Source organism: Pseudosulfitobacter sp. DSM 107133, from assembly GCF_022788695.1.
Lineage (GTDB): Bacteria > Pseudomonadota > Alphaproteobacteria > Rhodobacterales > Rhodobacteraceae > Pseudosulfitobacter.
Genome location: NZ_CP085155.1, coordinates 257,065 through 280,765, shown reverse-complemented (window position 1 = coordinate 280,765; position 23,701 = coordinate 257,065). Strand labels below are relative to the sequence as shown.

Sequence of the window (23,701 nt, the reverse complement as noted above, 5' to 3'; positions counted from 1 at the left end):
ACATGCCCCTGCGCCCATCACTTACACCCAGCGAAACACCGCTGCGGCGTAGATCAGACAGACAATCATCGCATAGGGCTGCGCTGCCCCCACCAACCCCAGCCAGCCGAGGTTGATAAAGGCACTGCCCAGAAGCGTGATAAACAAACGGTCCCCGCGCGTGGTTTCCATCCCCAGCACGCCGCGGCGCGGCGTTTCGGGGAATTTGATCGCCAGCACCGTAAAGGTGACCAGCAGCGACGCGATGACCATAAAGAAGATCGCGGTCGGCCATGTCCAAGCCATCCAGTCCATGTGTCGGCTCTCCTCTTAAACCCGGCCCAGGGCAAAGCCCTTGGCGATGTAGTTGCGCACGAAATAGATGACCAAGGCCCCCGGCACGACGGTCAGGATGCCCGCCGCCGCCAGCACGCCCCAGTCGATGCCGCTGGCGCCTTGGGTCCGTGTCATGATGGCGGCAATCGGCTTGGCGTCCACGGTGGTCAGCGTGCGGCTCAGCAGCAGTTCGACCCACGAGAACATGAAGCAGAAGAACGCCGCGACCCCGATGCCGCTGGCGACCAGTGGCATGAAGATCTTGATAAAGAAGCGCCCGAAGCTGTAGCCGTCGATATAGGCGGTTTCGTCAATCTCTTTGGGCACGCCGCGCATGAAACCTTCCAAAATCCACACCGCCAGCGGCACGTTGAACAGGCAATGCGCCAGTGCCACGGCGATGTGGGTGTCGAACAGGCCCACGGAGGAATACAGCTGGAAGAACGGCAGCGCGAAGACGGCCGGCGGGGCCATGCGGTTGGTCAGCAGCCAGAAGAACAGGTGTTTGTCGCCCATAAAGCTGTAGCGGCTGAACGCATAGGCCGCAGGCAGCGCCACGGTCAGGCTGATCACGGTGTTCATCACCACATAGATCAGCGAGTTGACATAGCCCATGTACCACGCCGGATCCGTCAGGATCGTGGCATAGTTGTCGAACGTCAGATCGCGCGGAAACAGGGTAAAGCTGTTCAGGATTTCGGTGTTGGTCTTCAGGCTCATGTTCAGCAGCCAATAGATCGGCAGCATCAGAAACAGCAGATAGAGGGTCATCACCACGGCAGAGCCTTTGATCCGCACCCGGCGTTTTGCGGCGGGTTGGGCGGCCCTGTCGGCGGGGAATGTTGCGGTATCGGTCATCTTATCCCTCCTTCGCGTCAAGCGTTGTCATGACAGTGTAAAACACCCATGAAATCAGCAGGATCACCAGAAAATACATCAACGAGAACGCGGCCGCCGGTCCAAGGTCGAATTGCCCCAGCGCCATCTTGACCAGATCGATCGACAGCAATGTGGTGGCGTTGCCCGGACCGCCGCCGGTGACCACGAAGGGTTCGGTGTAGATCATGAAGCTGTCCATGAAGCGCAGCAGAATGGCGATCATCAGCACGCCTGCCATCTTGGGCAGTTCGATAAAGCGGAACACGGCCCAGCGGCTTGCCTGATCAATCTTGGCGGCTTGGTAATAGGCGTCAGGGATGGATTTCAGCCCGGCAAAGGCCAGCAGTGCCACCAGCGATGTCCAGTGCCAGACATCCATCACCACCACCGTGGTCCATGCGGCAAAGATGTCCTGCGTGTAGTTGTAGGAGATGCCCAGCTTGTCCAGCGTATAGCCCAGCAGGCCAATGTCGACGCGCCCGAAAATCTGCCAGATGGTGCCGACCACGTTCCACGGGATCAGCAGCGGCAGCGACATCACAACAAGGCAGAAGCTGGACCAGAACCCCGATTTGGGCATGTTCAGCGCCACGAAAATGCCCAGCGGGATTTCAATGGCCAGAATGATCCCCGAGAACATCAGCTGACGCCCCAGCGCATCCCACATGCGGTCCGAATGCAGCATTTCCTCGAACCATTCGAGGCCGGCCCAGAAGAACTGGTTCTGCCCGAAGGTGTCCTGCACCGAATAGTTGACAACTGTCATCAACGGGATGACGGCGGAAAAGGCGACCAGCAGCAGCACCGGCAACACCAGAAACCATGCTTTTTGATTGACTGTCTTGTTCATCAGGCGGCCTCCCCCTGTTGGCGCCAGTCGTCGACATAGACGTTGACCTGCGCGGTATCGAACGCCACGCGGGTCATGTCCGGCGTGATCTCGGTGCCTTCGGCGGCGACAATGTTGATTTCGTTGCCGAACAGGTCGGCGCGGATGATCTTGTGGCGGCCCACATCCTCGACGCGGCGCACCTTGACAGGCAGGCCCTCGCCCTCGGTCAGGGTCACGAATTCGGGGCGCACGCCCAGTTTCACGTCACCGTTCAGCGCGCCGTAATGCTGCCCCAGCGCAACCTGCGCGCCGTGCACGGTGGCCTGCGTGCCGTCGACCGATGCCGGGATCAGGTTCATGCCGGGCGAGCCGATGAAATAGCCCACGAATGTATGTTCGGGCCGCTCGAACAGCTCTTGCGGTGTGCCGATCTGGACCACGCGGCCATCGTGCATGACCACCACCTTGTCAGCGAAGGTCAGCGCCTCGGTCTGGTCGTGGGTCACATAGATCATGGTGTGCCCGAATTCGTGGTGCAGCGATTTCAACTGCGTGCGCAGTTCCCATTTCATATGCGGGTCGATCACGGTCAGCGGTTCGTCGAACAGCAGTGCGTTCACGTCCTCGCGTACCATGCCGCGGCCCAGCGAAATCTTTTGCTTGGCATCCGCCGTCAGACCACGGGCGCGCTTGTTCAGAACGTCCTGCATCCCGATCATTTCGGCAATCTTTTGCACCCGCTCGGCCACATAGGCAGCACTTTCGCCGCGGTTGCGCAGCGGAAAGGCCAGATTGTCGTGTACGGTCATCGTGTCGTAGACCACCGGAAACTGGAACACCTGCGCGATGTTGCGATCTGCGGTGCTGGCCTGTGTCACGTCCTTGCCATCAAACAAGATGCGCCCCTGGCTGGGGTGCAGCAGGCCCGAGATGATGTTCAACAAAGTCGACTTGCCACAGCCCGAGGCACCCAGCAGCGCATAGGCCTCGCCGTCGGCCCAGTCGTGGTTCAGTTCTTTCAGCGCAAAGTCGGCTTCGGATGTCGGTTTGGGCAGGTAGGAATGTGCCAGATTGTCGAGGGTAATCTTTGCCATGTCTCAAGCCGCCAATGCATAAGAAGCGGGCGCAACTAGGTCGCCGGCTTCGGTGAAAATGTAGACGTGGGCGGGGTTCAGGAACACCGCCTGTTCCGCCCCCGGTTTCAGGTCATGCACGCCGTGCACCAGCCCCACCCATGTGTCGCCGTGGTGGTCGAGGTGGACAAAGGTTTCGGAGCCCGTCAGCTCGGTAACGATCACGCGGGCGTCGAATTGCAAGGCGCCCTCGGCGTGGTGCGCAATTTCAAGGTGGTTGGGCCGGAAGCCCGCCAGATAGCGCCCGTCGGCCAGATCGGCCAGCGGGCCGGTGGCCGCTGCGGTTTGACCAGTGCCAAACATCAGGCTGCCGCCGGTCTTGCTGATGGTCATGAAATTCATCGGCGGATCGCTGAACACCCGCGCGGTGGTTGCATCAACCGGCTGGCGGTAGACATGCGGCGTGGGGCCGAACTGGGTTACGCGGCCTTGCCACAGGGTCGCGCAATTGCCGCCCAGCAGCAGCGCCTCTTCGGGTTCGGTGGTGGCATAGACAAAGACCGCACCGGATTCCTCAAAGATCTTCGGGATCTCGACGCGCAATTCCTCGCGCAGTTTATAGTCGAGGTTGGCCAGCGGTTCATCCAGCAGCACCAGCCCCGCATTCTTGACCAGCGCGCGCGCCAGCGCACAGCGCTGTTGTTGCCCGCCCGACAGCTCCAACGGTTTGCGGTCCAGAAACGGACCCAGCTGCATCAGATCGGCGGCCTGTTTCACCGCCACGTCAATTTCGGATTTCGATTTGCCCATCAGCCGCATGGGGGATGCGATGTTGTCATAAACCGTCATCGACGGGTAGTTGATGAACTGCTGGTAAACCATCGCCACCTTGCGGTCCTGCACGCGCATGCCGGTCACGTCCTGACCTTCCCAGAACAGGCGGCCCGTGGTGGGTGCATCCAGACCGGCCATCAGCCGCATCAACGATGTTTTCCCCGACGAGGTCGGCCCCAGAAGCACGTTCATCGTGCCGCGTTCCAGTGTCAGGTCGGTGGGGTGAATGTGCACCTCGCCGTTCACCACCTTCGACACGTTTTTGAACTCAAGCGTCATGTCGCCCCCCTATTGCGCCGCTGCGGCAGTTGCCTGCTGCGCATGCGCCTCAATCCATTCCTGCAAGCGGTCGATGTCCGCTGCATCCATCCGCAAGCCCAGCTTGCTGCGCCGCCAGACCACATCCTGTGCGGTGCGCGCATATTCCTTTTGCATCAGCCATGCGACTTCGCTGGCTGTCAGTGTCGCGCCGAAATCCGTTCCCAGATCAGCGGGCGTCTTGGCCCCCTGCAACATCTCGGCTGCCTCGGTGCCATAGGCGCGCACCAGTCGCAGCGCCCAGCGGTCGGTGAGGAAGGGAAACGCCTGCTTCAGGCCCGTTACCAGATCGTCCACCCCGTCCACCGGAAAGTCGCCACCGGGCAGCGGCACGCCTGCGGTCCAGACCTTGTCGACCCCATCGAAATGATGCGCGATCTGTTCCATCGCGGTTTCGGCCAGCCGGCGGTAGGTGGTGATCTTGCCGCCAAAAACGCTGAGGGCCGGTGCGCCCCGGCTGGTGTCGGTCTTGATCACATAGTCGCGGGTGGCCGCGCTGGCGCTGCTGGCACCGTCATCATAGAGCGGACGCACACCGGAATAGGTCCACACCACATCCGCGTCGGAAATCGGTTTCGCCAGATAGCCGTTGATAAAGTCGATCAGATACGACTGTTCCTCGGGCGTGATCTGCGGTTTCACATCCGCATCCGTATGGTCCATGTCGGTGGTGCCGATCAGGGTAAAGTCGGTCTCGTAGGGGATCGCAAAGATAATCCGCCCGTCGGTGCCCTGAAAGAAATAGCATTTGTCGTGGTCAAACAGCCGCTTGGTCACGATATGGCTGCCACGCACCAGACGCACGCCGCTTTGCGAATTGCTTTTCAGCGTGCCGCGCAGCACGTCGCCCACCCATGGGCCGGCTGCATTCACCACCATCCTGGCGGTCATGGTGCGGGTTGTGTCGCCCTCTTGCAGGGTCACCTGCCACAGGCCATCGACCACCGTGGCGCTGATGACCTTGGTGCGCGTCATGATCCGTGCGCCGCGCGCTTCGGCGTCGCGGGCGTTCAGAACCACCAGACGTGAATCCTCGACCCAGCAGTCGGAATATTCGAATGCCTTTTCAAACTTCGGGTCCAGCGGCCGCCCCTCGGGTGCGCTGCGCAGGTCCAGCCTGGACGTGCCGGGCAGGATCTTGCGCCCGCCCAGATTGTCATACAGGAACAGCCCCAGACGGATCAGCCAGGCCGGGCGGCGGCCCCGCATCCACGGCATCACCACGCTGAGCAGTTTCGACGTGGGCGTGGTCATGTCAAAGCGGGCAGAGTCGTGAAAGGGCAGAACAAAGCGCATCGGCCAGGCAATATGCGGCATCGCGCGCAGCAACACTTCGCGCTCGATCAGCGCCTCGCGCACCAGACGCAGTTCAAAATATTCCAGATAGCGCAGACCGCCGTGAAACAGCTTGGTCGAAGACGCAGAGGTTGCCGAGGCAATATCGTTCATCTCGGCCAGACAGACCGACAACCCACGGCCCGCCGCGTCACGCGCAATGCCACATCCGTTGATGCCGCCGCCGATAATCAACAGGTCACAGTCTGGTTTCATCAAAGCCTCCCCTGCGACGTTACCGCCGCTTGGAGGGGAGGTTACAAGTTTCACGCGCGTTTGGAAGGTAAAAATGTTCGTTTCTGCTCGTTTTTTGCCAACAAGCTGAAATCAAACCTAATTTCACGCAGAAACGCGCGGCAATTTACAAGTACACGGGGAAAACCGCACAATAGCGCAGGTCGTGTTGATCGATTCGCGAAGATTTGGGAGGCAAAATGAGTCAATCCTTGCGCAAACCGGAGATTATCAAGATCGCGCGCCGCGAAGGCCGTGTGACGGTTGACGGGCTGGTCGATCACTTTGGTGTCGCCCCGCAGACCATTCGCCGCGACCTGACCGAGCTGGCAGATTCCGGCAAACTGGAACGGGTGCATGGCGGCGCGGTGCTGCCATCCACCACCACCAACATCGGGTATAGTGAACGCCGCGAGCTGAATCAGGCCGCGAAAGTCGACATTGCGCGCATCTGCGCCCGCCAGATCCCCAATGATTGCTCGGTCTTTCTGAACATCGGCACCACAACCGAAGCCGTTGCCGCCGAATTGCTGCATCATCAGGGCCTGCTGGTTGTGACCAACAATATCAACATTGCCATGATCCTGTCGCAAAACCCCAGCGTCGAAGTGGTGGTGACAGGCGGCAACCTGCGCCGGTCTGATGGCGGGTTGATCGGGGATCTGGCGACACAGACGATCCGCCAGTTCCAGTTCGATCATGCGGTGATCAGCTGTTCGGCGCTGCGTGACAACGGCGATCTGATGGACTTTGACATTCAGGAGGTGGGCGTCAGCAAAACCATCATCGCCCATTCAGAAGAAGTGTTTCTTGTGGCGGACGGATCCAAGTTCGAACGCAAGGCCCCTGCCCGCATCGCGTCGATGGCCGAGGTTGATGTGTTCTTTACCAATCAACCCCTTTCGACGGCCTGCGCCGAATTCTGCGAAAGTGTCGGTACAAAGGTTCTCTACGCATAGTTGAACGCAATGCTGCCACAATTGACGGCTTGCAACCCGGTCTATTGGCGACTTTCAGCGCAATCATTGCCGTAATCCGTCCGGCGACACTAATTTTTCGCGAATGCGTCTCAAAAATGCCCCGTTTTCCTGACGTCTTAAGAACAACTTAAAGCAGATCAATTTCTGCCAGCGGTAGAAACGAATTTGAGGAATGAAACCTATGATGCATATCCTTGCTGTGGATGACGATCCGGTCATTCTGGACCTGCTACGCGGCAGCCTGACCGAAGAAAAAAACTACCTGCTGACCTGTGCCGCATCGGCCGAGGAAGCTTTGGACATTGTGCGCGAGTCGCCGCGGCTGTTTGATTGTTTCCTTGTGGACATCATGCTGCCGGGTGTTGACGGGATTGAAATGTGCGAAATGATCCGTGCCTGTGCCGCATATCGCAGCACGCCGATCCTGATGATGACGGCCAGCCGCGAAGCGGGCCTGATGCAGCGCGCGTTCTTCGCAGGTGCCACCGATTACATCTCGAAGCCGCTGGAAGGTGTCGAACTGGGCGCGCGGATCAACTCTGCGGGCCTGCTGAACGCCAGCCTTCTGCGCGAACGCGAAGCACAGCATACGCTGGGCGAGCTGACCGCATTGGTCAAGGTGCGCTTTGAAGAAGCGTTCAAGCTGGACGTGCCGGGCATGTCGAACTTGCTGGAAATGGAAAACCATCTGCTGCGTTTGCAAACCGGTTGCTATGCGATGAACCTGTTCAGTGTCGAAGCGCAGGGCATGAAAACCGCACACGCCACGGTGTCGGCCCCCGCCTTTCGCAATGCGATCGAACAGCTTGCCGAAATCACACTGGATTCACTGAACGGTTTTGCCGCGCATGTGGCCTATGTCGGATCGGGACGGTTCCTGGGCCTGACCATCGGGCGCAGACGTCTGGACCTGAACAAACTGCGACGCACCATGACGGAAGATCTGAAACGCAACTGGGACGATGAAACCAGCCAGATCAAGCAACCACCCAAGGTGCGCATAGATTCAGTGGGCAACCAACGCTATTGGTCAGGAATGTCGGCCAGCGAAAAGCTGCGTGAAACCAGCCTGAAAACCGACCCTTTCCGTGAAAGCGTGGAAGAAGAAGAAACCAACCTGTTCGCCAAATTTGAAAGCTATGTTGACGCACGCGACTAGGCAATTGGCAACAGACCTATCGAAAATACCAACGACGGTTGCAGGCAACGGGCCCGCAACCGTCGCGCAATTGTTTCTGAATCCGTCTTGAGGCCTGGCCAGCTTCACGTCTTAAGTGTCAACTATCCCGGCCAAGAGATACAATTTTTTAAAAATTTCTTCTATTGTTTCGCTATTTGCCCTATTCATGCCACCTTTCCCCGTAGGGTTGTTATTGAGTTGTGGGGGCAAGCGGCCCTCTGACGATCAAGAAAATGGAGACTAAAGCGTTTCTAACAAAACCTGAATCGCTGGGGATTCCCAAACTGGCCTGATTGTGATTCATCCTGTTTGGGAGGATGAACAATGTCAGCACCTTTGCCATCAGCGCTACGTGCGCGGTTTCAGAGATATATTGAGGAAGGGTTAAGCGGGCGAGCGGCGGCAGCACGCTTGAAGCTGTCGCCAGCAACGGGCGCCCGGTGGCGGCATCAGATCCAAACGACGGGCCGGGCTGATCCTGCCGTACAGGGTCGTCCAAAAGGGTCAGGAAAATTGGCACCCCATGTTGGTTTTTTCGAAGAGTTGATTGCTCAAGACCCTGATATCACACTGTTTGAGCTGCGTGATGCGCTTGCTGATGCAACCGGACTGCAGGTCCAGCACTCTGCTATCGGGCATCTGCTAAAGCGTCTCGGGTTCACGCACAAAAAAAGTCACTGGTCGCTACCGAACGTCACCGTGCCAAGGTGAGGCGACGACGTGAGGACTGGTTCACACACCGTTTGCCAGCCATTGCGCGGATGCCGGAACGCGTTGTCTTTCTTGATGAAACAGCGGTCAAAACGAACCTCGCCCGGCTGCGCGGCTGGGCCCCGCGTGGCGAACGCCTGACGATGGATGCGCCCTTCGGCAGTTGGGGAACCCAAACCCTGATTGCGGGGCTAACACATGAGTCTCTGATCGCACCTTGGGTGATCAAAGGCGCGATGGATGGTCCTGCCTTCGCGGCCTATGTGCAAAAGGTCCTGATCCCTGAGATCGCGCCAGGCACAGCCGTGGTTCTCGACAACCTCGCGACGCATCACAACAAAGAAGCCGCTGCGGCGCTCAAGGCTCATGGATGCTGGTTCCTCTATCTGCCGCCATATTCGCCAGACCTGAACCCGATTGAGTTGGCTTTCTCCAAATTGAAGGCTCACCTCAGACGCATCAGTGCGCGATCATTCACCTCGGTGTTCGAAGCCCTTGGCGAAATCTGCGCAATGTACTCCCCGCAGGAGTGTACAAACTACTTTCAGGCTGCCGGATATGCCTCAGGTTAAATTAGAAATGCTTTAACGGTGCGTATTCTTGCTGTGGACGATGATCCCATCATTCTCGAGCTGTTAACGCAGTTTGTCGCGGCTATTGGCGAACACGAACTGACAACTGCTGAATCCGGCCCCGAAGCTCTGGAAGTTCTCAAGCGACCAGGCGCGGCACCGTTTGATTGTTTCATGCTGGATATCCAGATGCCGCAGATGGACGGCATTGAATTGATGACCCGTATCCGCGACATGGCACGCTATGCCGACACGCCGGTGCTGATGGTGACCGCCATGTCCGAAAAACGCTATATCGACGCCGCCTTCAAGGCTGGCGCCACCGACTATGTGACCAAGCCGTTTGAAGTGAACGAGCTGCGCGCGCGCGTCGGCATGGTCGAAAAACTGGCCGCCACGCGCCAATCCCGTACCAAGAAAATCTTTGCCGCCAAGACCGTCGCGGCGATCCCCCAGACGCTGGAGCTGCATGAACCGCTGTCCGTCTATGACGTGGACAACGTGATTGATTTCATTGCGATGGAAAACTATGTGGCCCAGCTGACGCGCAATGCGCTGTTCGGGTCCACTGCGTTCGGCTTTTCGATACGCAACATCGAGGGGTTTCATGCAGCGCTGAACGCCTTTGAATTCAACAGTCTGATCACGGATGTGGCCGAGGTGATCTCGGACACATTGGCATCGCATCAGTTCCTGATGTCCTATGGCGGCGACGGCACCTTTGTTTGTGTTACCGAAAGCGGCTGGCGGCCCGACCCCGAACTGCTGATGGACGATGTGAACCTTGCGCTGTCGCGCATGGAGATGTTCAACAACGCAGGCGAGCCACTGGAACCGCGCGTCAGCACCGGTGATGCAGTGCGCATGATCTGGAAAAGCGGAAACGCGGTGATGGATGCCTTGGGCGAAGCCCATTCCAGCGCCAAGGATGCGGCAATCAAATACGAACGCAACCGTCACGACTTTTGGCTGACCGAGCCGCAGCGCGCATAATGGATGGCACTATGGACATGGTCTCGGGGCTGGAAAAGATCCGGGAACGGTTTCTTGACCTTCTGGTGACGCGCCAGCAAAGCATCGCACACCACGCGGTACTGGCTTACGAAAGCCTGTCACTGGAAGAGGTGAACGGAAATCTGGCGGCGGCGCGTGACATTCTGCACCAGATCGCGGGCACCGCCGGTTCGCTTGGATTTGATGATCTGGGGATCGCGGCACGCACCTGCGAGAATGACATCATTTCGCATCTGAACGGTCCCGACAATGATCTGGCACTGTGCCCTGATGCACTGTTGGTGCAGATCGACGAGTTTGTAGAACAATGCAAGGGTTTACTGCGCTAGGGTCTGGACCCGGAGCTGACCAGAAACCGCGCCGCAGTCCGGCGCGGTTTTGCGTTGCGGTTCACGCAGACGCAGGCTTGCCTGTGAATGCCTGGTGCGCGCCTTGATGTGCAGAGCTTTGCGCCCCTGTATGATGATGCGGGCACAAAAAAGGCACCCACCATAGGGTGGATGCCTGTCACATCATCGCAATGATTGCCGCCGACCTCAGGCAAAAGCCTTGAGCGCGGCCTTGATCTGATCGCCCAACAACATAGGATCAAAGGGCTTGCTGATCACCTCGGCCGCACCCAGCGCGCGCAGCTCTTCAACCTCGGCGTTTTGCGCCCGTGCGGTCATGAAAATCGCCGGAGTTTTTTCCAGCGCGGGAATCTGGCGCAATTTTTCAAGCGTCTGACGGCCGGTCATGCCCGGCATCATCACATCCAGCAACAATACATCAGGTGTAAAGGCCTGAACCACCAACAAGGCTTCCTCGCCCGAGGCGCTTTGCACAACCTCGAAATCGTCGGACAGGCCAAGCGCGAGCTGGGCAATTTCCCGAATGTCGGCGTCGTCTTCTACATGCAGTATTTTAATCATATTCTACTCCAATCAAGAGGCCACACGCAATTTAGGCTCGTTGCTGGTTTCGGCCTTTATAGGATGTTGCTTGGGTAAAACAAAGTAGAATGTCGTGCCGACACCTTCCTGACTGTTGAAGCCGATGGTGCCCCCGAGGTTCTGGACAATTGCCTTGCAAATACTCAGACCCAGACCTGTTCCGCCCTTGGTCGCGCGGGACGAATTTGCAAGATCAGCAAATTTTTCAAAAATCTTGTGCTGATCCTCCAGCGGGATCCCCTGCCCCTGATCGCGTACAGAAATGCGAATATGTTCGCCTTCGTCGCGGATACGGATCGCAACCGTGTCACCGGCTTTCGAAAACTTGCAGGCGTTGGACACAAGATTGTTCAGCACCTGCATCACGCGGTTGGGATCGGTGGTCACTGGCATGGGGGCATCCGCACCCTCAATTTCCATTTTGATGGCAAAACGCTGGCCGATCGTGGCATTGGCCTGTTGGGTTTCGCGGACCAGATCGCTCAGGTCGACGTCGTCCAGAGTGAATTCCAGCTTGCCGGCCGAAATCTTTTCAAGGTCCAGAATGTCGTTCAGGATCAGAACCAGCCGGTCAGCGTTGCGGTGCGCAATTTCCAGCAGGCTTATCGCCTTGCCGGGCAGATCGCCCGTGGCGTTGGACAACATCAACCCCATCGCGCCCTTGATCGACGTCAACGGCGAGCGCAGTTCGTGGCTGACAGTCGAGATAAACTCGCCCTGCCGGCGTTCCTGCTCAAGCCGCGCCGAGATGTCGTTCAGAACAATCAGGAAGCGTGCCTTTTCATGGTCGTTCTGCACGAACTTGATGCTGATGTGGAACGGTACACCCAGCAGCGTTTCTTCGAACTGCACCGAGGTTTCATGACGCTCTACCAAACGGCGACATGCGGCCCGAATGGCCTTGCCGCCAGGATCCTGGGAGAATTCGCCCAGGGCGTGCTGCTCGATCTCTTCGTTCTTCCAGCCCAGACGACGGCGGGCCGCAGCGTTGACGTAAGCGAATTTTTCACTCTCGGCGTGCACGATCCAAATATCGTCGCGCAGTTCGTGCAAGCTTTCGGCCACATCGCGTTCAGCCAGCAGCTGCCGCGTGCGCGAAATGTCGGTGCGCACGGAAATCGAGCCTTTCCATGCGCCTTTGGCGTCAAACAACGGCACAATTGTGCTGTGAGTGTAGATAACCGAGCCATCCTTGCGGCGCAGAGGCGTTTCACCCTGCCAGAGTTCGCCGCGCTGCAAGGCCGTGCGAATCTGAAGCGCCACCGAACGGTTGGTGGCATCGTAAATTTTCAAAACCTGTTCACCGACCAGCTCGTCGCGCGTGTACCCGGTTCTTTCAAGAAACAGGTCGTTCACTTCGCTTAACTGGTGTTTTTCATTGACGATATTGACCATCGCATGACGGTCCAATGCCCCCAGACGCTGTGCCATAGACAACGCGCGCCCCGTTGTTACGCGACGCAGATTGAACCGTGACAGCGCAGCAGGGGTAAGACCCGCCAAAGCTATCGCGCCAATGATCGGAAGGCTCGCAGCTGCGGTGCCTGTCAGAAAGGAGGAACTTGCCGCGTACCACCCAATTGCCAATGCACTGCCGACAACGAAGCCAACGCCCGTTTTTTCGGTAAACCCTTCACTTAACACACTCATCATCCCTGAACTCAAGAACGCCGCTTACCGGCATACTGTACTGATTAATACCGCGACCACACATGCGGTGTATCATCTATCGCAATGCAAATTGGCAAAAATAGGGCAATGTCGATTATCCGGAACAGCCCCTTTGCCAGAAGGTCATGATGCGCGCGCTTCGAGCCCTAAAATACGGGCTGAAATGTCTGCCAGATCAGTACGCGATTTAACAAGATTGGCCGAAAGACGGCTGTCGTCGCTACGGCTGCCATCGGCGGACAACGCCACAAATCTGACATTTTTGTCCCGATTGTACACCTCATCAAGCAATTCGGATGCGTCCCCGTCCGGCAGGGTCCAATCCAGGATAATCACGTCAAAGCGTTCATCTTTCAGCCGCTTGCGGGCCTCGGCAATATTTCTGGCGTGGCTTACGTCGGCAACCTTGCCAAGACCCGAATCTATGACTTCTGCGAAATCCAGATCGTCTTCCAGATGCAGAACCTTGATCCGGGCGCGTTTGGCCATGGGCTCTGGCAGTTGTGGCACAGTTTCGGGCGCGACCTGCTGAGGGGTGGCCAGCGGGCAGGTAAACCAGAACACCGTGACCCGATTGGGCACGCTTTCGAAACCAATCTCGCCCCCCTGACGGGTGACAATCTGGCGGGTGATGTTCAGGCCCAACCCGGTGCCGCCCTTGGCGCGGGTGTCCGAGCTATCGGCTTGCGAAAACGCTTTGAAGATGCGCGACCGGAACTGTTCCGGAATGCCCGGACCTTCGTTCTGGACATAGACGATGGCCATGCCGTTCACCACTTCGGTCTTGATCCGCACGGTGCTGTTATCGGGCGAGTATTTGCAGGCGTTCGACAGAAGGTTCACCAGAACCTGCTTGGTGCGCCCCGGATCGGCATAGATCTGCACTGCGGTGTCAGGCAGGTCTGTTTCGACAATGGCATGGTGGTTTTTGATATAGGGCGAAAGCTCGGTCACTGTATCGTGGATCAACGCGCCCATATCGACATTGTCAAAATTGAATGTCACCTCGCCCGACGAGATTTTTTCAAGATCCAGAATGTCGTTGACGATTGATGTCAGCCGGTCGACGTTTGTTGTGGCAATGTCCACCAGCCGCAGCATCGCAGGTGGAAGGTTGTCGCCGGCGGTGGCGCTGATCAGCCCCAGCGCCCCCTTGATCGAGGTCAGCGGCGTGCGCAATTCGTGGCTGACCGTTGCCACGAACTCGTTCTTGATCTGCTCGATCTTTTTCTGATCGGTAATGTCCAGAACCTGCGCGACATAGAAATTGCGGTCCTGGTTCTTGTCATAGACCCAGCTGACCCGGAAATAACACCAGCGCAACTCGCCGCTGGAATGCAGCACCTGATGTTCACCCTGATACAGCTCGGCACGCGCCTCGACCATTTCGGCCACCGCGCGATAGATCGGCCCCCGCCCGTCCGGCGGGATCAGGTCTGCCATGCGCATGGGGGCCAACAGCTCTTCTTCGGAATAGCCGCTGACCGTGCAAAAGGCGTTGTTTACGCCAGTGATGTTGCTTTGGTCGTCCATCATGACCATGCCGACAGGTGCAACGGCCAGTACATTGCGGAACCGTTTTTCGCTGGCTTCAAGCGCGTTGCGCGAATGGCGCAGGTCGGTCACATCGGTTTGCGTCCCGATCAGCCGTGTGGCGCGGCCGTTCTTGTCACGGGCAACAACGATGGCGTCGGATTTCATCCAGCGCCACACAACGCCATCCGGCGTGTCAAAGCGGACGCGGTATTCGGAAATCGACCTTTCGGTGTCGCCACGGACACATCCGGCATCGGCTTCGTCCATAATGTGCCGGTCGTCGGGGTGGACACGGTCCATGAACAGCGACTGCGTGTCGGCGTCATGTGCGCCCAGATCAAGCCCCATGATCCGGCACCATGTGTCGGACACCTCTGAGGTTCCATTCACCAGATCCACGTCGAACACGCCAATCTGCGCGCCTTGCAGGGCCAGGTCGTACAATGTCTTGGTGTTCTTCAGTTCGTTCTGGGTGCGTATCTCGTCTGTCAGGTCGTGGACGATGATCGTCTTGCGCACGTGGCCGTCGAAGGATTTCCAGTCATTGCGCTGCACATCCAGCAACAGGCGCGTGCCCTCTTTGGTGCGGCCAAGCGCGTTGTGGCGATCATGCGGCTTGCGTTCGGGATCGGGGCGCACCAGTGACACAAAGTCTTTTGCAGGCATTTCGTCGGCGTCATAGCCGAACATCTCAAGCGCCGCCGTATTGGCGGACAGCACTTTGCTTTCGCCATCCAATATGAACACCGCCGACACCGCGTTTTCAAGGATCGAGCTTTTCTCATCCTCCTGTGCGTCCAGCTTGCGCGCGCGCATCTCGGCAACTTCGCTCAGGGCCTCGCCACGCAGGCGCAGGCTGCGCAAGGCGATATACAGCATCGAAATCAGCAATGCCCCGGCGATCAGGATCAGGATATGGGCATATTTCTTGAACAGGAAATCGTAGGCAGGCGTGCTGCGGAACACGATGGTCCAGGGACGCCCCCAATTGGTCGTCCGATAGATCCGGGAGAACGCACCCGCCTTCTTCCCTTCGGAGGCCGAGGAAAATATCAGGTTTTCCGCATCGGTATTGTCACCGTCATAGACCGTGATTTCGTAACTGCCGCCCTGGCTTGGTGTCAGGTAGGACAGAATGTCCGCCCCGACAAAGGGCGCATAGACCCACATATCGTGTGTAAGCCCTGCCCTTTTCTCAACCGGCATCACCAGCATGAAAGCGACCCGTGACGGATCGCCCTGCACCAGGCTGATACGCTGTGACAGTTGTGGCCTGCCAAGTTCGCGGGCGTCTTCCAAAGCTTGCGAGCGGGCTTCGTTAAATCGCAGATCCAACCCCAGAATTGACCGGTAACGTTCAAGCGGCGCGATAAGGGTGATGATGAAATGTTCGTGCGCATCAACCTCGGGATGCACATCAAACCCTGCCTGACCGAAGTTCCGGCGCATTGTTTCGAAATCGTCAAGCGCGGCGTCGGACACAGACTCGATCAGTCCCATTCCCAGAATACCGGGCAAATAATCTGAGATCTTCAGTGATCCGACATAGGCGTCAAACTCAGTCGGGCTGACAGTTTGGGATGCACCAATAAAAGCGGCCACGCCGGTCAGGCTATGAACATAGCCCTCCATACGCGTGTCAAGCGCTTCCATTCCATCCGCTGTCAGCCGTGAAAACTCTGTCTCGGCGGCGTTTTGCGAGGTCTGATAGCGCAGTGTTGCCAGGCCCACGGTTATCAACGTGAACAAAGCGATAAGTAGAATATCCAGCTTGCGCACTGAAGGGGCCTGTCCTGTTTGCGTTAGCCTGACAATCGTTGCGCGACATGTTGTTACCACATTTTTCGGGCGCGACCGCAGATGGCTATCTCTGGTTGATACAGAATATGCCTATGTCTGTCTAATATTAATGCCTTTCGCCGCGCCTCATTTACAGGAGGTGGGCAAAATAAGTCACAGTTTTCCTGTGTGAATCTCACAAGTTAAAGTGGCATTTTCATGACAGTCCAACTTCGGCCAGGCGTGCATGTCGCCATGGTTCTTGTGAAATCCTGACAACCTGAAGCAGAGTTGTGCGTTGCGCAGTCTCGCCAGCGCTCCGCCACCTTCCCCCAGTTTCGACAAGGCCGGCACAGTTACAAAACCATGAACGGTTTTCCCGGCGTTTACTTCTGTCGACTTTTACGCAAGCGCCTCATTTCCGCCACCGTTCGTTTCGAGCGTATTAACAGCTGCCCCCTAGACAGATGGCACGGGCTCAGGGGTGGGCCTGTCTATCAAAAAGGGGGCCGGGGGTGGCTTATCTTACACATGTCGGCACCCGTGCCGGCGGTTCCGATGCATTCGTGTCGGGCATCAGTGATCTTGTATCTTTCACCTGCAATTACGGCGCGCGGGTGGCCACAATCAGCGCTGACGGGCAGTGGATCGAGATCCGCAAGCCCGACACCGATTTCTCGTTGTTGCACCGCGTGTTTGTGGACTCGGGCGACGGGCTGACAGCGCCCGGACGGCTGGAGCTGGGGCTGCACGATGGCGCTTTGGCGCTGTTGTCATTTGGCCCGCAGGGCGTGGCGATGACGGCCCATGTTCTGAATTCCCATGGCCGCGTGGCACAAAGCGTGTCCTTGCCGACAGACGCCACGCGCATCACTTGTTTTGAGCGGATCGAGGCGGCGGGCGGCAAGGTTCTGGTCTTTACCGCCGGTCAGGACCGCGACGGCGTGACCTGCTGGCAAGAGCGCGCCGACGGCAGCTGGGAATTCGAGGCAACGCTGGATCTGGGCGCAAGCGCCGGCGCGCGCGATGTGGCGGATATGGCGCAGGTTGCGGCGCATGGGGCCACATGGCTGCTGACACTGTCGGCGCAAAGCAATGCGGTGCACCTGTTGCAGGTCAGCGCGGGCGGTCAGGTGCAGCTGACACATTGTCTGGACGCACAAAGCGGTCTGCCTGTGGCCAACCCGACAGCCGTCGAAGTCGTGCAGACGGGCGGCAGGACATTTGTGCTGATGGCGGGCGCGGGCACATCGTCGATTTCGGTAATGCAGCTGGAAGCAACCGGCAAGCTGACGCTGGTGGATCAGGTCAACGACGATATGAACACGCGTTTTCAGGCGCTGACCCAGCTTGAAGTGATCGAAACCGATGGGCGTGTGTTCATCGTGGCGGGCGGCGGCGATGACGGGCTGTCGCTGCTGACCCTGTTGCCGGACGGGCGGTTGGTGCATCTGGACACCATCGCAGACAGCATGGACATGGCGCTGGAAGATGTCACCGGGCTGAGCATGTTGCTTGAGAACGGCGTGCTGCGCATCTTTGCCTCGGGGGAAGGCGGGCTGCGGGTCAGCGAACTGGCGGTGGATCTGGGCAATCTGGGGTCGGTTGTGACCGCCACAGCCAGCAACGCCAACCGCACCGGCACCAATGGCGATGACATCCTGCAAGGCAACGGTGCCGACAACGTGCTGGACGGGCGGGGCGGCGACGATATCCTGACCGACGGCAGGGGCGCAGACCGGCTGACCGGGGGCGAGGGTGCCGACACGTTTATTTTCAGGGCCGATGGCAGCCGCGACATCATCACCGATTTTCAGCTGGGTGTGGACACCATCGACCTGTCGGGCATGGGGCGGGCCTATTCTTTGGATGCCTTCCGGTTTCAGAGCACATCCAATGGGATCAAGATCTTCTTTCAGGGCGAAGAACTGCACCTGTTCAGCGATGATGGCCGGTCGCTGAAGCAATCCGATTTCCACCTGACAGACCTGATGGGGCTGTGGCACATCGACACTGCGCCACTGACTCCGCAAGCGCAAAGGCTGATTGGCACCGGTGGGGACGATGTGCTTGTCGGCGGAACAGGCGATGACATGTTGCGCGGCGAAGCGGTGGACGCCCGCTTTGACGACCCGGCGGGGCAGGTTTTTCGTTTGTACCGGGCCACGCTGGACCGCGACCCCGACGAGACCGGACACAAAAGCTGGACCACGGCGCTGGCCGATGGATCACAAAGCTTGCTGGATGTGATCTCGGGGTTTGTCGGCTCGGCAGAGTTCCAGCGCACCTACGGGGCCACAACCGACGAAGGGTTTGTCACGCTTTTGTACAACAACGTGCTGGACCGTGCGCCGGATGCGGCGGGGCTGGCGGCATGGACCGGCCACCTTGGCGACGGCACCCTGAACCGTGCGGAAGTGGTGCGCGGGTTTTCGGAGTCGGGCGAGTTCAAGGCCGCAACCGAAGCCGACAGTCTGCGCATGAGCTTTGCGGGCTATCAGGCCGCGCTGGTGGATGATGTGTTCCGTCTGTACCGCGCCACGCTGGACCGTGATCCCGATGAAGCCGGGCTGCTGGGCTGGTCCGAACGGATGGCAGGCGACTGGAGCTATGCGCAGGTCGCTGCGGGCTTTGTCAATTCGGCGGAGTTCCAGAACACCTATGGCGATACCAACGACCGGCAGTTCGTCACGCTGCTGTATAACAACGTGCTGGATCGCGCCCCGGACAGCGCCGGTCTGAACAGTTGGCTGGCCTTGCTGCGCGATGGCACCTACAGCCGACCGGATGTTGTGCGCGGATTTGCCCAATCGGCCGAGTTGATCAAAGGTACAGCTGATGCGCTGACCGAATACCTGCGCAATCTGGGCGAAAACGACCGGCTGGAAGCAGGTGGCGGTCACGACGTGCTGTATGGCGGCGCCCTGTCCGACACTTTTGTCTTTGCAGCTTTTGACGGCGGCGCGCATGTGGTGGTTGATCTGGAGGCCTGGGACCGGATTGAATTGCAGGGTTTCGGCTATGGCAGCGAAAACGCTGCGCTTGCGCAGTTCGAACAGGTGGGCAGCAACGTGGTCTTTGAGGATCAGGAGGTCAGGGTGACATTTCTGGATTCTCAACTGGTGGATGTATCACAAGAGATGCTTGTCCTGCTGTGATTGCAGCACCAGTCGTAAAGTCGCAATTGCAGACGCAGTTTCGGGCAGATTGGCCACAATGCACTGGTAATTCGGATTGGATTCACTTTTTCGTTGGGATGCCGCAAGAATGCCATCAAAATATTCATCAATAGCGTGGCTCATACGCAAATCAATTTCTTACATTACATGTCATGCCGCGCGCGGGGCAGTCGGGCAGAGGGTACTTTACAGCACATGGATATTTTTGAAGACGGCGTTGGCACGCTGGCAGTCACCAGTTTTGACTCGAACGAAACGCTTGAAACTGCGGCGCAACTGTCAAGCGGACAGTATGAAATTCAGGGCGATGGCGTCGACTGGTACCGCTTGGATGTAAGCGCGGGCGAGATGATTTTCACCATGTCGCAAGAGGGTGAAGCGCGTGATCTGGCGATGGTGCTGTTCAATTCCGCCGGACAGGCAATTCAGGCAGACTTCAAGACCAACGCCACCGAAAGCTTTAGTCCTCTGGCGTCTCAGGACGGCACCTATTATCTGCGCGTGACAACCGCACAGTTTGTTGAAAATCCGCCCGTAGACCTGCAAATGAGCTATACGCTGAACGTCAGCCTGCCCGATGCCAGCGCCGTTGACGGCAACGAGACGCAGGCAACCGCGCAAACGCTGACCGCAGGCAGCCATAGCATCCAGGGCGCGGCTGTGGACTGGTTTCGCGTCAACAGCGTCTCAGGCCAGGTGACGGTCGATCTGACCACAGACGCGGGCGCGAACCCCGAGAACCTGAATGTGCTGCTTTATGACAGTCTGGGCCGTGTCGTGGCCGCACCTTCCGATACGTCTACGGGGCGCGAGACGGTAAACTACAACCTGCCCACGGGTGGCGACTTTTTTATCAAAGTATTCTGGGCCGGCGCACCGAACGCCACTTCGGGCGGAATCAAGCTGGATTATACGCTCGATATCAGCTTGCCCGTCGCAGATGTGAGCGAGGCCAACGACGTCATTTCCGGAGCCGCGACCCTGGCGGAAGGCACCAGTATCTTTCACGGCTCGAATGTGGACTGGCACAAGATTGACAGTCTGTCTGGCCAGACTGTCCTGACGCTCGCCGCGGGGCCGGATGTCCCGGGCAAGGTGGCTGATCTGGACATGATCCTGTATGCCGCCAACGGCACCACTGTGTACGAAACCAGCATGACCGCCGGCACCAGCGCCGAGAAAATCACTTATGTGTTGCCCGAAGACGGCGAATATTTCGTCAAGGTCTACGCCCACGGGTTTCCCGATGGCGCGCCCAATGGCAGCCGGCTGAGCTATACGCTTGATGTGGACCTGCCCGAGGCCGAAGTGCGCGGGCCGAACAACCCCGGTGAAACCCTCGAAACCGCAACGCCCCTGACATCGGGCACGCAACAGGTTGTGGGCAGCGGGCAGGACTGGTTTCAGATTGTCACCGGACCGGGCGAATTGAACTTTGCCATGACCTCGACCGGCAGCGGTGATCCCATGGCGGCGGATGAGCTGAACATGGTGCTATTTGATGCCAACGGAAATCAGGTACAGGCGAACAACGTCAGCGGCGGCACCGAACGGATCAGTTTCCTGGCCAATGAAAGCGGAATCTACTATCTTCAGGTTTCGGCGCCTGCCTATCCCAATGGCACCACGCCCAATGGCGTGGCGATGAAATACACACTCGAAACCGACCTGCCGGTCAACACATGGTCGCAGAAGCTGGACTTTGGCCCGGTGCGTTTCGCGTCCGTGTCGGCCTATGATATCGACAATGACGGTCTGGACGAGATCTTTGTTGGAACGTCCAAGACGCTTGACGCGCAGGGCAATGAACTTCGCCCTGCCGGTCTGATCGTTCTGGAAGATGACGGAACCGTAAAATGGACCAAAACCTTTGCTGCGATTGACGGTCTCGACAGCCGCACCGGCAAAAAATACAATTCCACCTCCGTTTCGACCCAGGCAGTCTTTTCGGATGTGAACGGTGACAACAAGATTGATATCGTCATCGGCGTTGGCGGCGACAACGCTGTCGAATTTGAATCTCCCGGCCAGCCCGGTGACAAGGGCGGCGTTTATGCGCTCGATGCCGAAGGCAACGAGCTCTGGTTTTTCCAGACTCGCGACATTTTCGGCACTGCTTTGGACAAGGTTGAAGATGGCCCCGACGGACGACCCGAAGGAGTCTATGGCACGCCGCGTATCTTTGATATCGACGCCGACGGCAAACGCGAAGTTTTGTTCACCTCTTGGGATCACCGGTTGTATGTGGTTGACGGTGCCACTGGCACGCTGGAAATGGAATTCAACCTTCACGACACAACCTCCACCTCTCCGGGGATTGCAGATCTTGACGGCGACGGTCTTTACGAACTGATTGTTCCTGCGGACATCACCGACAACGGCAATGCGGGCATTACGACCCAAGGCGGCATTTTGCACGTTCTGTCGAACTACGCGCAGGCCAACATCGAAGGCTGGACCGATGAGGTGCAGAATTCCAGCGATGCGGAGTTCCGTGGTAAATTCTCGGAACAACCGCTTTGGTCGAACCCCAAGATTGCCGATCTCGACCGCGACGGCAAACTTGAAATCGTGTTGGGAACCTCGAACTTCTTCCAGGACGAACGTGGGCAACACATCAAGGTATGGAATGCCGACGGTTCATTGAAATATACGCTCGAAACAAATGGGCAGACCCTTGCAGCACCTGTGCTGGCTGACCTTGATGGCGATGGCACACTGGAAATCATCGCCACAACCATCAAGGGCTATGTTTACGCATGGAATGCCAATGGACAGCAGCTTTTTGAAGCCGCCCCTTCCATCTACAAAGACGGGCCATTGACGGGCGAAGCGCGCGAATTGCCAATCGCACGCCAACCCGTTGTGGTCGATATCGACAATGCCGATGGCGATCTGGAGATCCTTATCAGCATGGGGTCGCAAACCATTATCCTCGACAGCGATGGCACCCAGCTTTCCAGCCTCACCCGCGCCGATCAGGTGTTCAACACCTATGCCGGGGCGCCGGTCGTCAAGGATATCGACGGCGACGGGCGGCTTGACATCATTTCGGGCGGGACCACCGTGTCACAGGATCAGGCGGTCATCTACCGTTGGGAGACCCCCTATGATGTCGTCTCGGACAGTTATCGCACCGCAGCCTATCAGAACAACCAGTCGTTGCATAACATCAGCGATTTTGTCGAACGGTTCTACGAGACAATCCTCGGGCGGTTCTCGGATCCGACAGGCTCGAACTATTGGGTGGACAACCTTGCCACCGGCGTTCTGGCTGGTGAAAACATCGCGCGCGGCTTCATCAACAGCAAAGAGTTTGTTAACCGCAATACGAGCGATGCCGAATACGTCAACACGCTTTATGCTGCCTTCTTCAACCGCGCAGCAGATACAGGTGGCTTCAACGCCTGGATGGCAAAGCTATCTGACGGCGCTGACCGGGCTGAGGTACTCAAGGGCTTTACCGGCAGCCGCGAGTTCAGCAACCTGAGTGAAAAATTCGGAATTCGACCGGAAGCCGCCTTTGGCGCAAGCTCGGGCGCAGCCGTGATCACAGGCAACCCGAACGATGCCAGCATATTGCGCGGCAACGCTGGAAACCAGATCCTGTCAGATGAAAGCGCATCTGTCCTGGACCCGGACTCGCGCGTTCATATCGAACGGTCAGGCCAAGTCTATCGCATGTATGGCGCAGCTTTCGACCGCATGCCCAATGCCGAAGGATTTGAGGGCTGGTTTAATGCCATGAATGCAGGAACCCATGACATCGAACGCGTTGCCAGCGGATTTGTGAACAGTAAAGAATTTCAAGCCACCTACGGCGCACTTGAGAACGTCGAATTCATCGAGTTGCTGTACCAGAACGTCCTGGGTCGGACCGCTGATGCCGGTGGTCTGAAAGGCTGGAGCGACTTCCTGGATGGTGGTGGCACCCGCGAGCAGATCATGGTCGGGTTTTCGGATTCAGGTGAATACCGTCGCAATACCGAAGTCGGATTGGATGCATTCATGCGCAAAGCCCGCAGCGAATGGAACGACGTGATTGAAGGCGGTGCAGGAAACGACACGATGAACGGTGGTATCGGGTCTGACACCTTTGTGTTCCGCGCAGGTCAAGGCGGCAATGACACCATCCATGGCTTCGAGCCGTGGGACAATCTGCAATTGTCTGGTTTTGGCTTTGCCTCCAAAGCGGATGTGCTCGGCAAGATGACACAGCAAGGTGCTGATGTGGTCTTTAACCATGCAGGTCAGGCTATCACCTTCAAGGACAGCAATCTGGCCGAAGTCAGCCGCGCGCGCTTTAACATCTGACGAGATGCGAAAA

The 23,701-nt window shown here is 58.0% G+C and carries 19 protein-coding genes; 8 read left to right on the top strand and 11 right to left on the bottom strand.

Features of this window, described 5'->3' with window-relative positions:
- Nucleotides 1-21 precede the first annotated feature (21 nt).
- The 6 genes from DSM107133_RS19070 to glpD are packed head-to-tail and all read right to left on the bottom strand — an operon-like array spanning nucleotide 22 to nucleotide 5,802.
- On the bottom strand, nucleotides 22-294 hold the full coding sequence (locus tag DSM107133_RS19070; RefSeq protein WP_114295121.1) for a DUF2160 domain-containing protein: 273 nt from the start codon (nucleotides 292-294) through the stop codon (nucleotides 22-24).
- Between the two features lie 15 nt (nucleotides 295-309).
- Nucleotides 310-1,173: a carbohydrate ABC transporter permease gene (locus tag DSM107133_RS19065; protein WP_240310653.1), complete on the bottom strand. Its 864-nt coding sequence runs from the start codon at nucleotides 1,171-1,173 to the stop codon at nucleotides 310-312.
- Nucleotide 1,174: 1 nt separating this feature from the next.
- Nucleotides 1,175-2,044: a sugar ABC transporter permease gene (locus DSM107133_RS19060; RefSeq protein ID WP_114295120.1), complete on the bottom strand. Its 870-nt coding sequence runs from the start codon at nucleotides 2,042-2,044 to the stop codon at nucleotides 1,175-1,177.
- Nucleotides 2,044-3,120 (bottom strand): ABC transporter ATP-binding protein, encoded by a 1,077-nt coding sequence (locus tag DSM107133_RS19055; RefSeq protein ID WP_114295119.1) that lies wholly within the window; start codon nucleotides 3,118-3,120, stop codon nucleotides 2,044-2,046. The genes DSM107133_RS19060 and DSM107133_RS19055 overlap by 1 nt, the downstream gene beginning before the upstream one ends.
- 3 nt (nucleotides 3,121-3,123) lie before the next feature.
- Complete coding sequence (locus DSM107133_RS19050) at nucleotides 3,124-4,212, bottom strand: ABC transporter ATP-binding protein (RefSeq protein ID WP_114295118.1); 1,089 nt, start codon at nucleotides 4,210-4,212, stop codon at nucleotides 3,124-3,126.
- 9 nt (nucleotides 4,213-4,221) lie between these two features.
- A complete protein-coding gene (gene glpD, locus DSM107133_RS19045) occupies nucleotides 4,222-5,802 on the bottom strand; it encodes a glycerol-3-phosphate dehydrogenase (protein WP_114295117.1) in 1,581 nt (526 codons plus the stop codon).
- 218 nt (nucleotides 5,803-6,020) lie between these two features.
- On the opposite strand from glpD, the gene DSM107133_RS19040 reads away from it, so the two are divergent.
- Both DSM107133_RS19040 and DSM107133_RS19035 read left to right on the top strand, forming a co-directional pair.
- Nucleotides 6,021-6,779: a DeoR/GlpR family DNA-binding transcription regulator gene (locus tag DSM107133_RS19040; protein ID WP_114295116.1), complete on the top strand. Its 759-nt coding sequence runs from the start codon at nucleotides 6,021-6,023 to the stop codon at nucleotides 6,777-6,779.
- A 202-nt stretch (nucleotides 6,780-6,981) separates the two neighbouring features.
- Complete coding sequence (locus tag DSM107133_RS19035) at nucleotides 6,982-7,959, top strand: response regulator (protein ID WP_240310652.1); 978 nt, start codon at nucleotides 6,982-6,984, stop codon at nucleotides 7,957-7,959.
- 211 nt (nucleotides 7,960-8,170) lie between these two features.
- Here DSM107133_RS19035 and DSM107133_RS19030 read toward each other — a convergent pair whose 3' ends face one another.
- The gene (locus DSM107133_RS19030) at nucleotides 8,171-8,500 is read right to left on the bottom strand and encodes a hypothetical protein (protein WP_243253607.1); all 330 of its coding nucleotides are present in this window, start codon (nucleotides 8,498-8,500) and stop codon (nucleotides 8,171-8,173) included.
- Between DSM107133_RS19030 and DSM107133_RS19025 the strand changes: the two genes are divergently transcribed.
- From DSM107133_RS19025 to DSM107133_RS19010, 4 genes are read left to right on the top strand one after another with little or no spacing between them, the layout of a single operon-like run.
- On the top strand, nucleotides 8,494-8,691 hold the full coding sequence (locus tag DSM107133_RS19025; RefSeq protein WP_114294110.1) for a hypothetical protein: 198 nt from the start codon (nucleotides 8,494-8,496) through the stop codon (nucleotides 8,689-8,691). The genes DSM107133_RS19030 and DSM107133_RS19025 overlap by 7 nt on opposite strands.
- On the top strand, nucleotides 8,688-9,263 hold the full coding sequence (locus tag DSM107133_RS19020; protein ID WP_243253569.1) for an IS630 family transposase: 576 nt from the start codon (nucleotides 8,688-8,690) through the stop codon (nucleotides 9,261-9,263). The genes DSM107133_RS19025 and DSM107133_RS19020 overlap by 4 nt, the downstream gene beginning before the upstream one ends.
- 18 nt (nucleotides 9,264-9,281) lie before the next feature.
- Nucleotides 9,282-10,256: a response regulator gene (locus tag DSM107133_RS19015; protein ID WP_114294787.1), complete on the top strand. Its 975-nt coding sequence runs from the start codon at nucleotides 9,282-9,284 to the stop codon at nucleotides 10,254-10,256.
- The gene (locus DSM107133_RS19010; protein WP_205387873.1) at nucleotides 10,256-10,606 is read left to right on the top strand and encodes an Hpt domain-containing protein; all 351 of its coding nucleotides are present in this window, start codon (nucleotides 10,256-10,258) and stop codon (nucleotides 10,604-10,606) included. The genes DSM107133_RS19015 and DSM107133_RS19010 overlap by 1 nt, the downstream gene beginning before the upstream one ends.
- Nucleotides 10,607-10,813: 207 nt before the next feature.
- Here the strand turns inward: DSM107133_RS19010 and DSM107133_RS19005 are convergent, their stop codons facing one another.
- The 3 genes from DSM107133_RS19005 to DSM107133_RS18995 form a co-directional block, all read right to left on the bottom strand.
- On the bottom strand, nucleotides 10,814-11,188 hold the full coding sequence (locus tag DSM107133_RS19005) for a response regulator (protein ID WP_114294786.1): 375 nt from the start codon (nucleotides 11,186-11,188) through the stop codon (nucleotides 10,814-10,816).
- A gap of 12 nt (nucleotides 11,189-11,200) precedes the next feature.
- Complete coding sequence (locus DSM107133_RS19000) at nucleotides 11,201-12,640, bottom strand: ATP-binding protein (RefSeq protein WP_240310622.1); 1,440 nt, start codon at nucleotides 12,638-12,640, stop codon at nucleotides 11,201-11,203.
- 363 nt (nucleotides 12,641-13,003) lie between these two features.
- Entirely contained in the window at nucleotides 13,004-16,195 is a 3,192-nt protein-coding gene (locus tag DSM107133_RS18995; protein ID WP_114294784.1) for a PAS domain S-box protein, read from the bottom strand.
- Nucleotides 16,196-16,710: 515 nt separating this feature from the next.
- Here DSM107133_RS18995 and DSM107133_RS18990 point away from each other — a divergent pair.
- On the top strand, nucleotides 16,711-19,353 hold the full coding sequence (locus DSM107133_RS18990; protein ID WP_162792123.1) for a DUF4214 domain-containing protein: 2,643 nt from the start codon (nucleotides 16,711-16,713) through the stop codon (nucleotides 19,351-19,353).
- Here DSM107133_RS18990 and DSM107133_RS18985 read toward each other — a convergent pair.
- Nucleotides 19,327-19,497, bottom strand: coding sequence for a hypothetical protein (locus DSM107133_RS18985; protein WP_162792122.1), 171 nt, complete (start codon nucleotides 19,495-19,497; stop codon nucleotides 19,327-19,329). The two genes, DSM107133_RS18990 and DSM107133_RS18985, sit on opposite strands and share 27 nt — an antisense overlap.
- Nucleotides 19,498-19,569: 72 nt before the next feature.
- On the opposite strand from DSM107133_RS18985, the gene DSM107133_RS18980 reads away from it, so the two are divergent.
- Nucleotides 19,570-23,688 (top strand): DUF4214 domain-containing protein, encoded by a 4,119-nt coding sequence (locus DSM107133_RS18980; protein ID WP_162792121.1) that lies wholly within the window; start codon nucleotides 19,570-19,572, stop codon nucleotides 23,686-23,688.
- The last annotated feature ends 13 nt before the right edge of the window (nucleotides 23,689-23,701 follow it).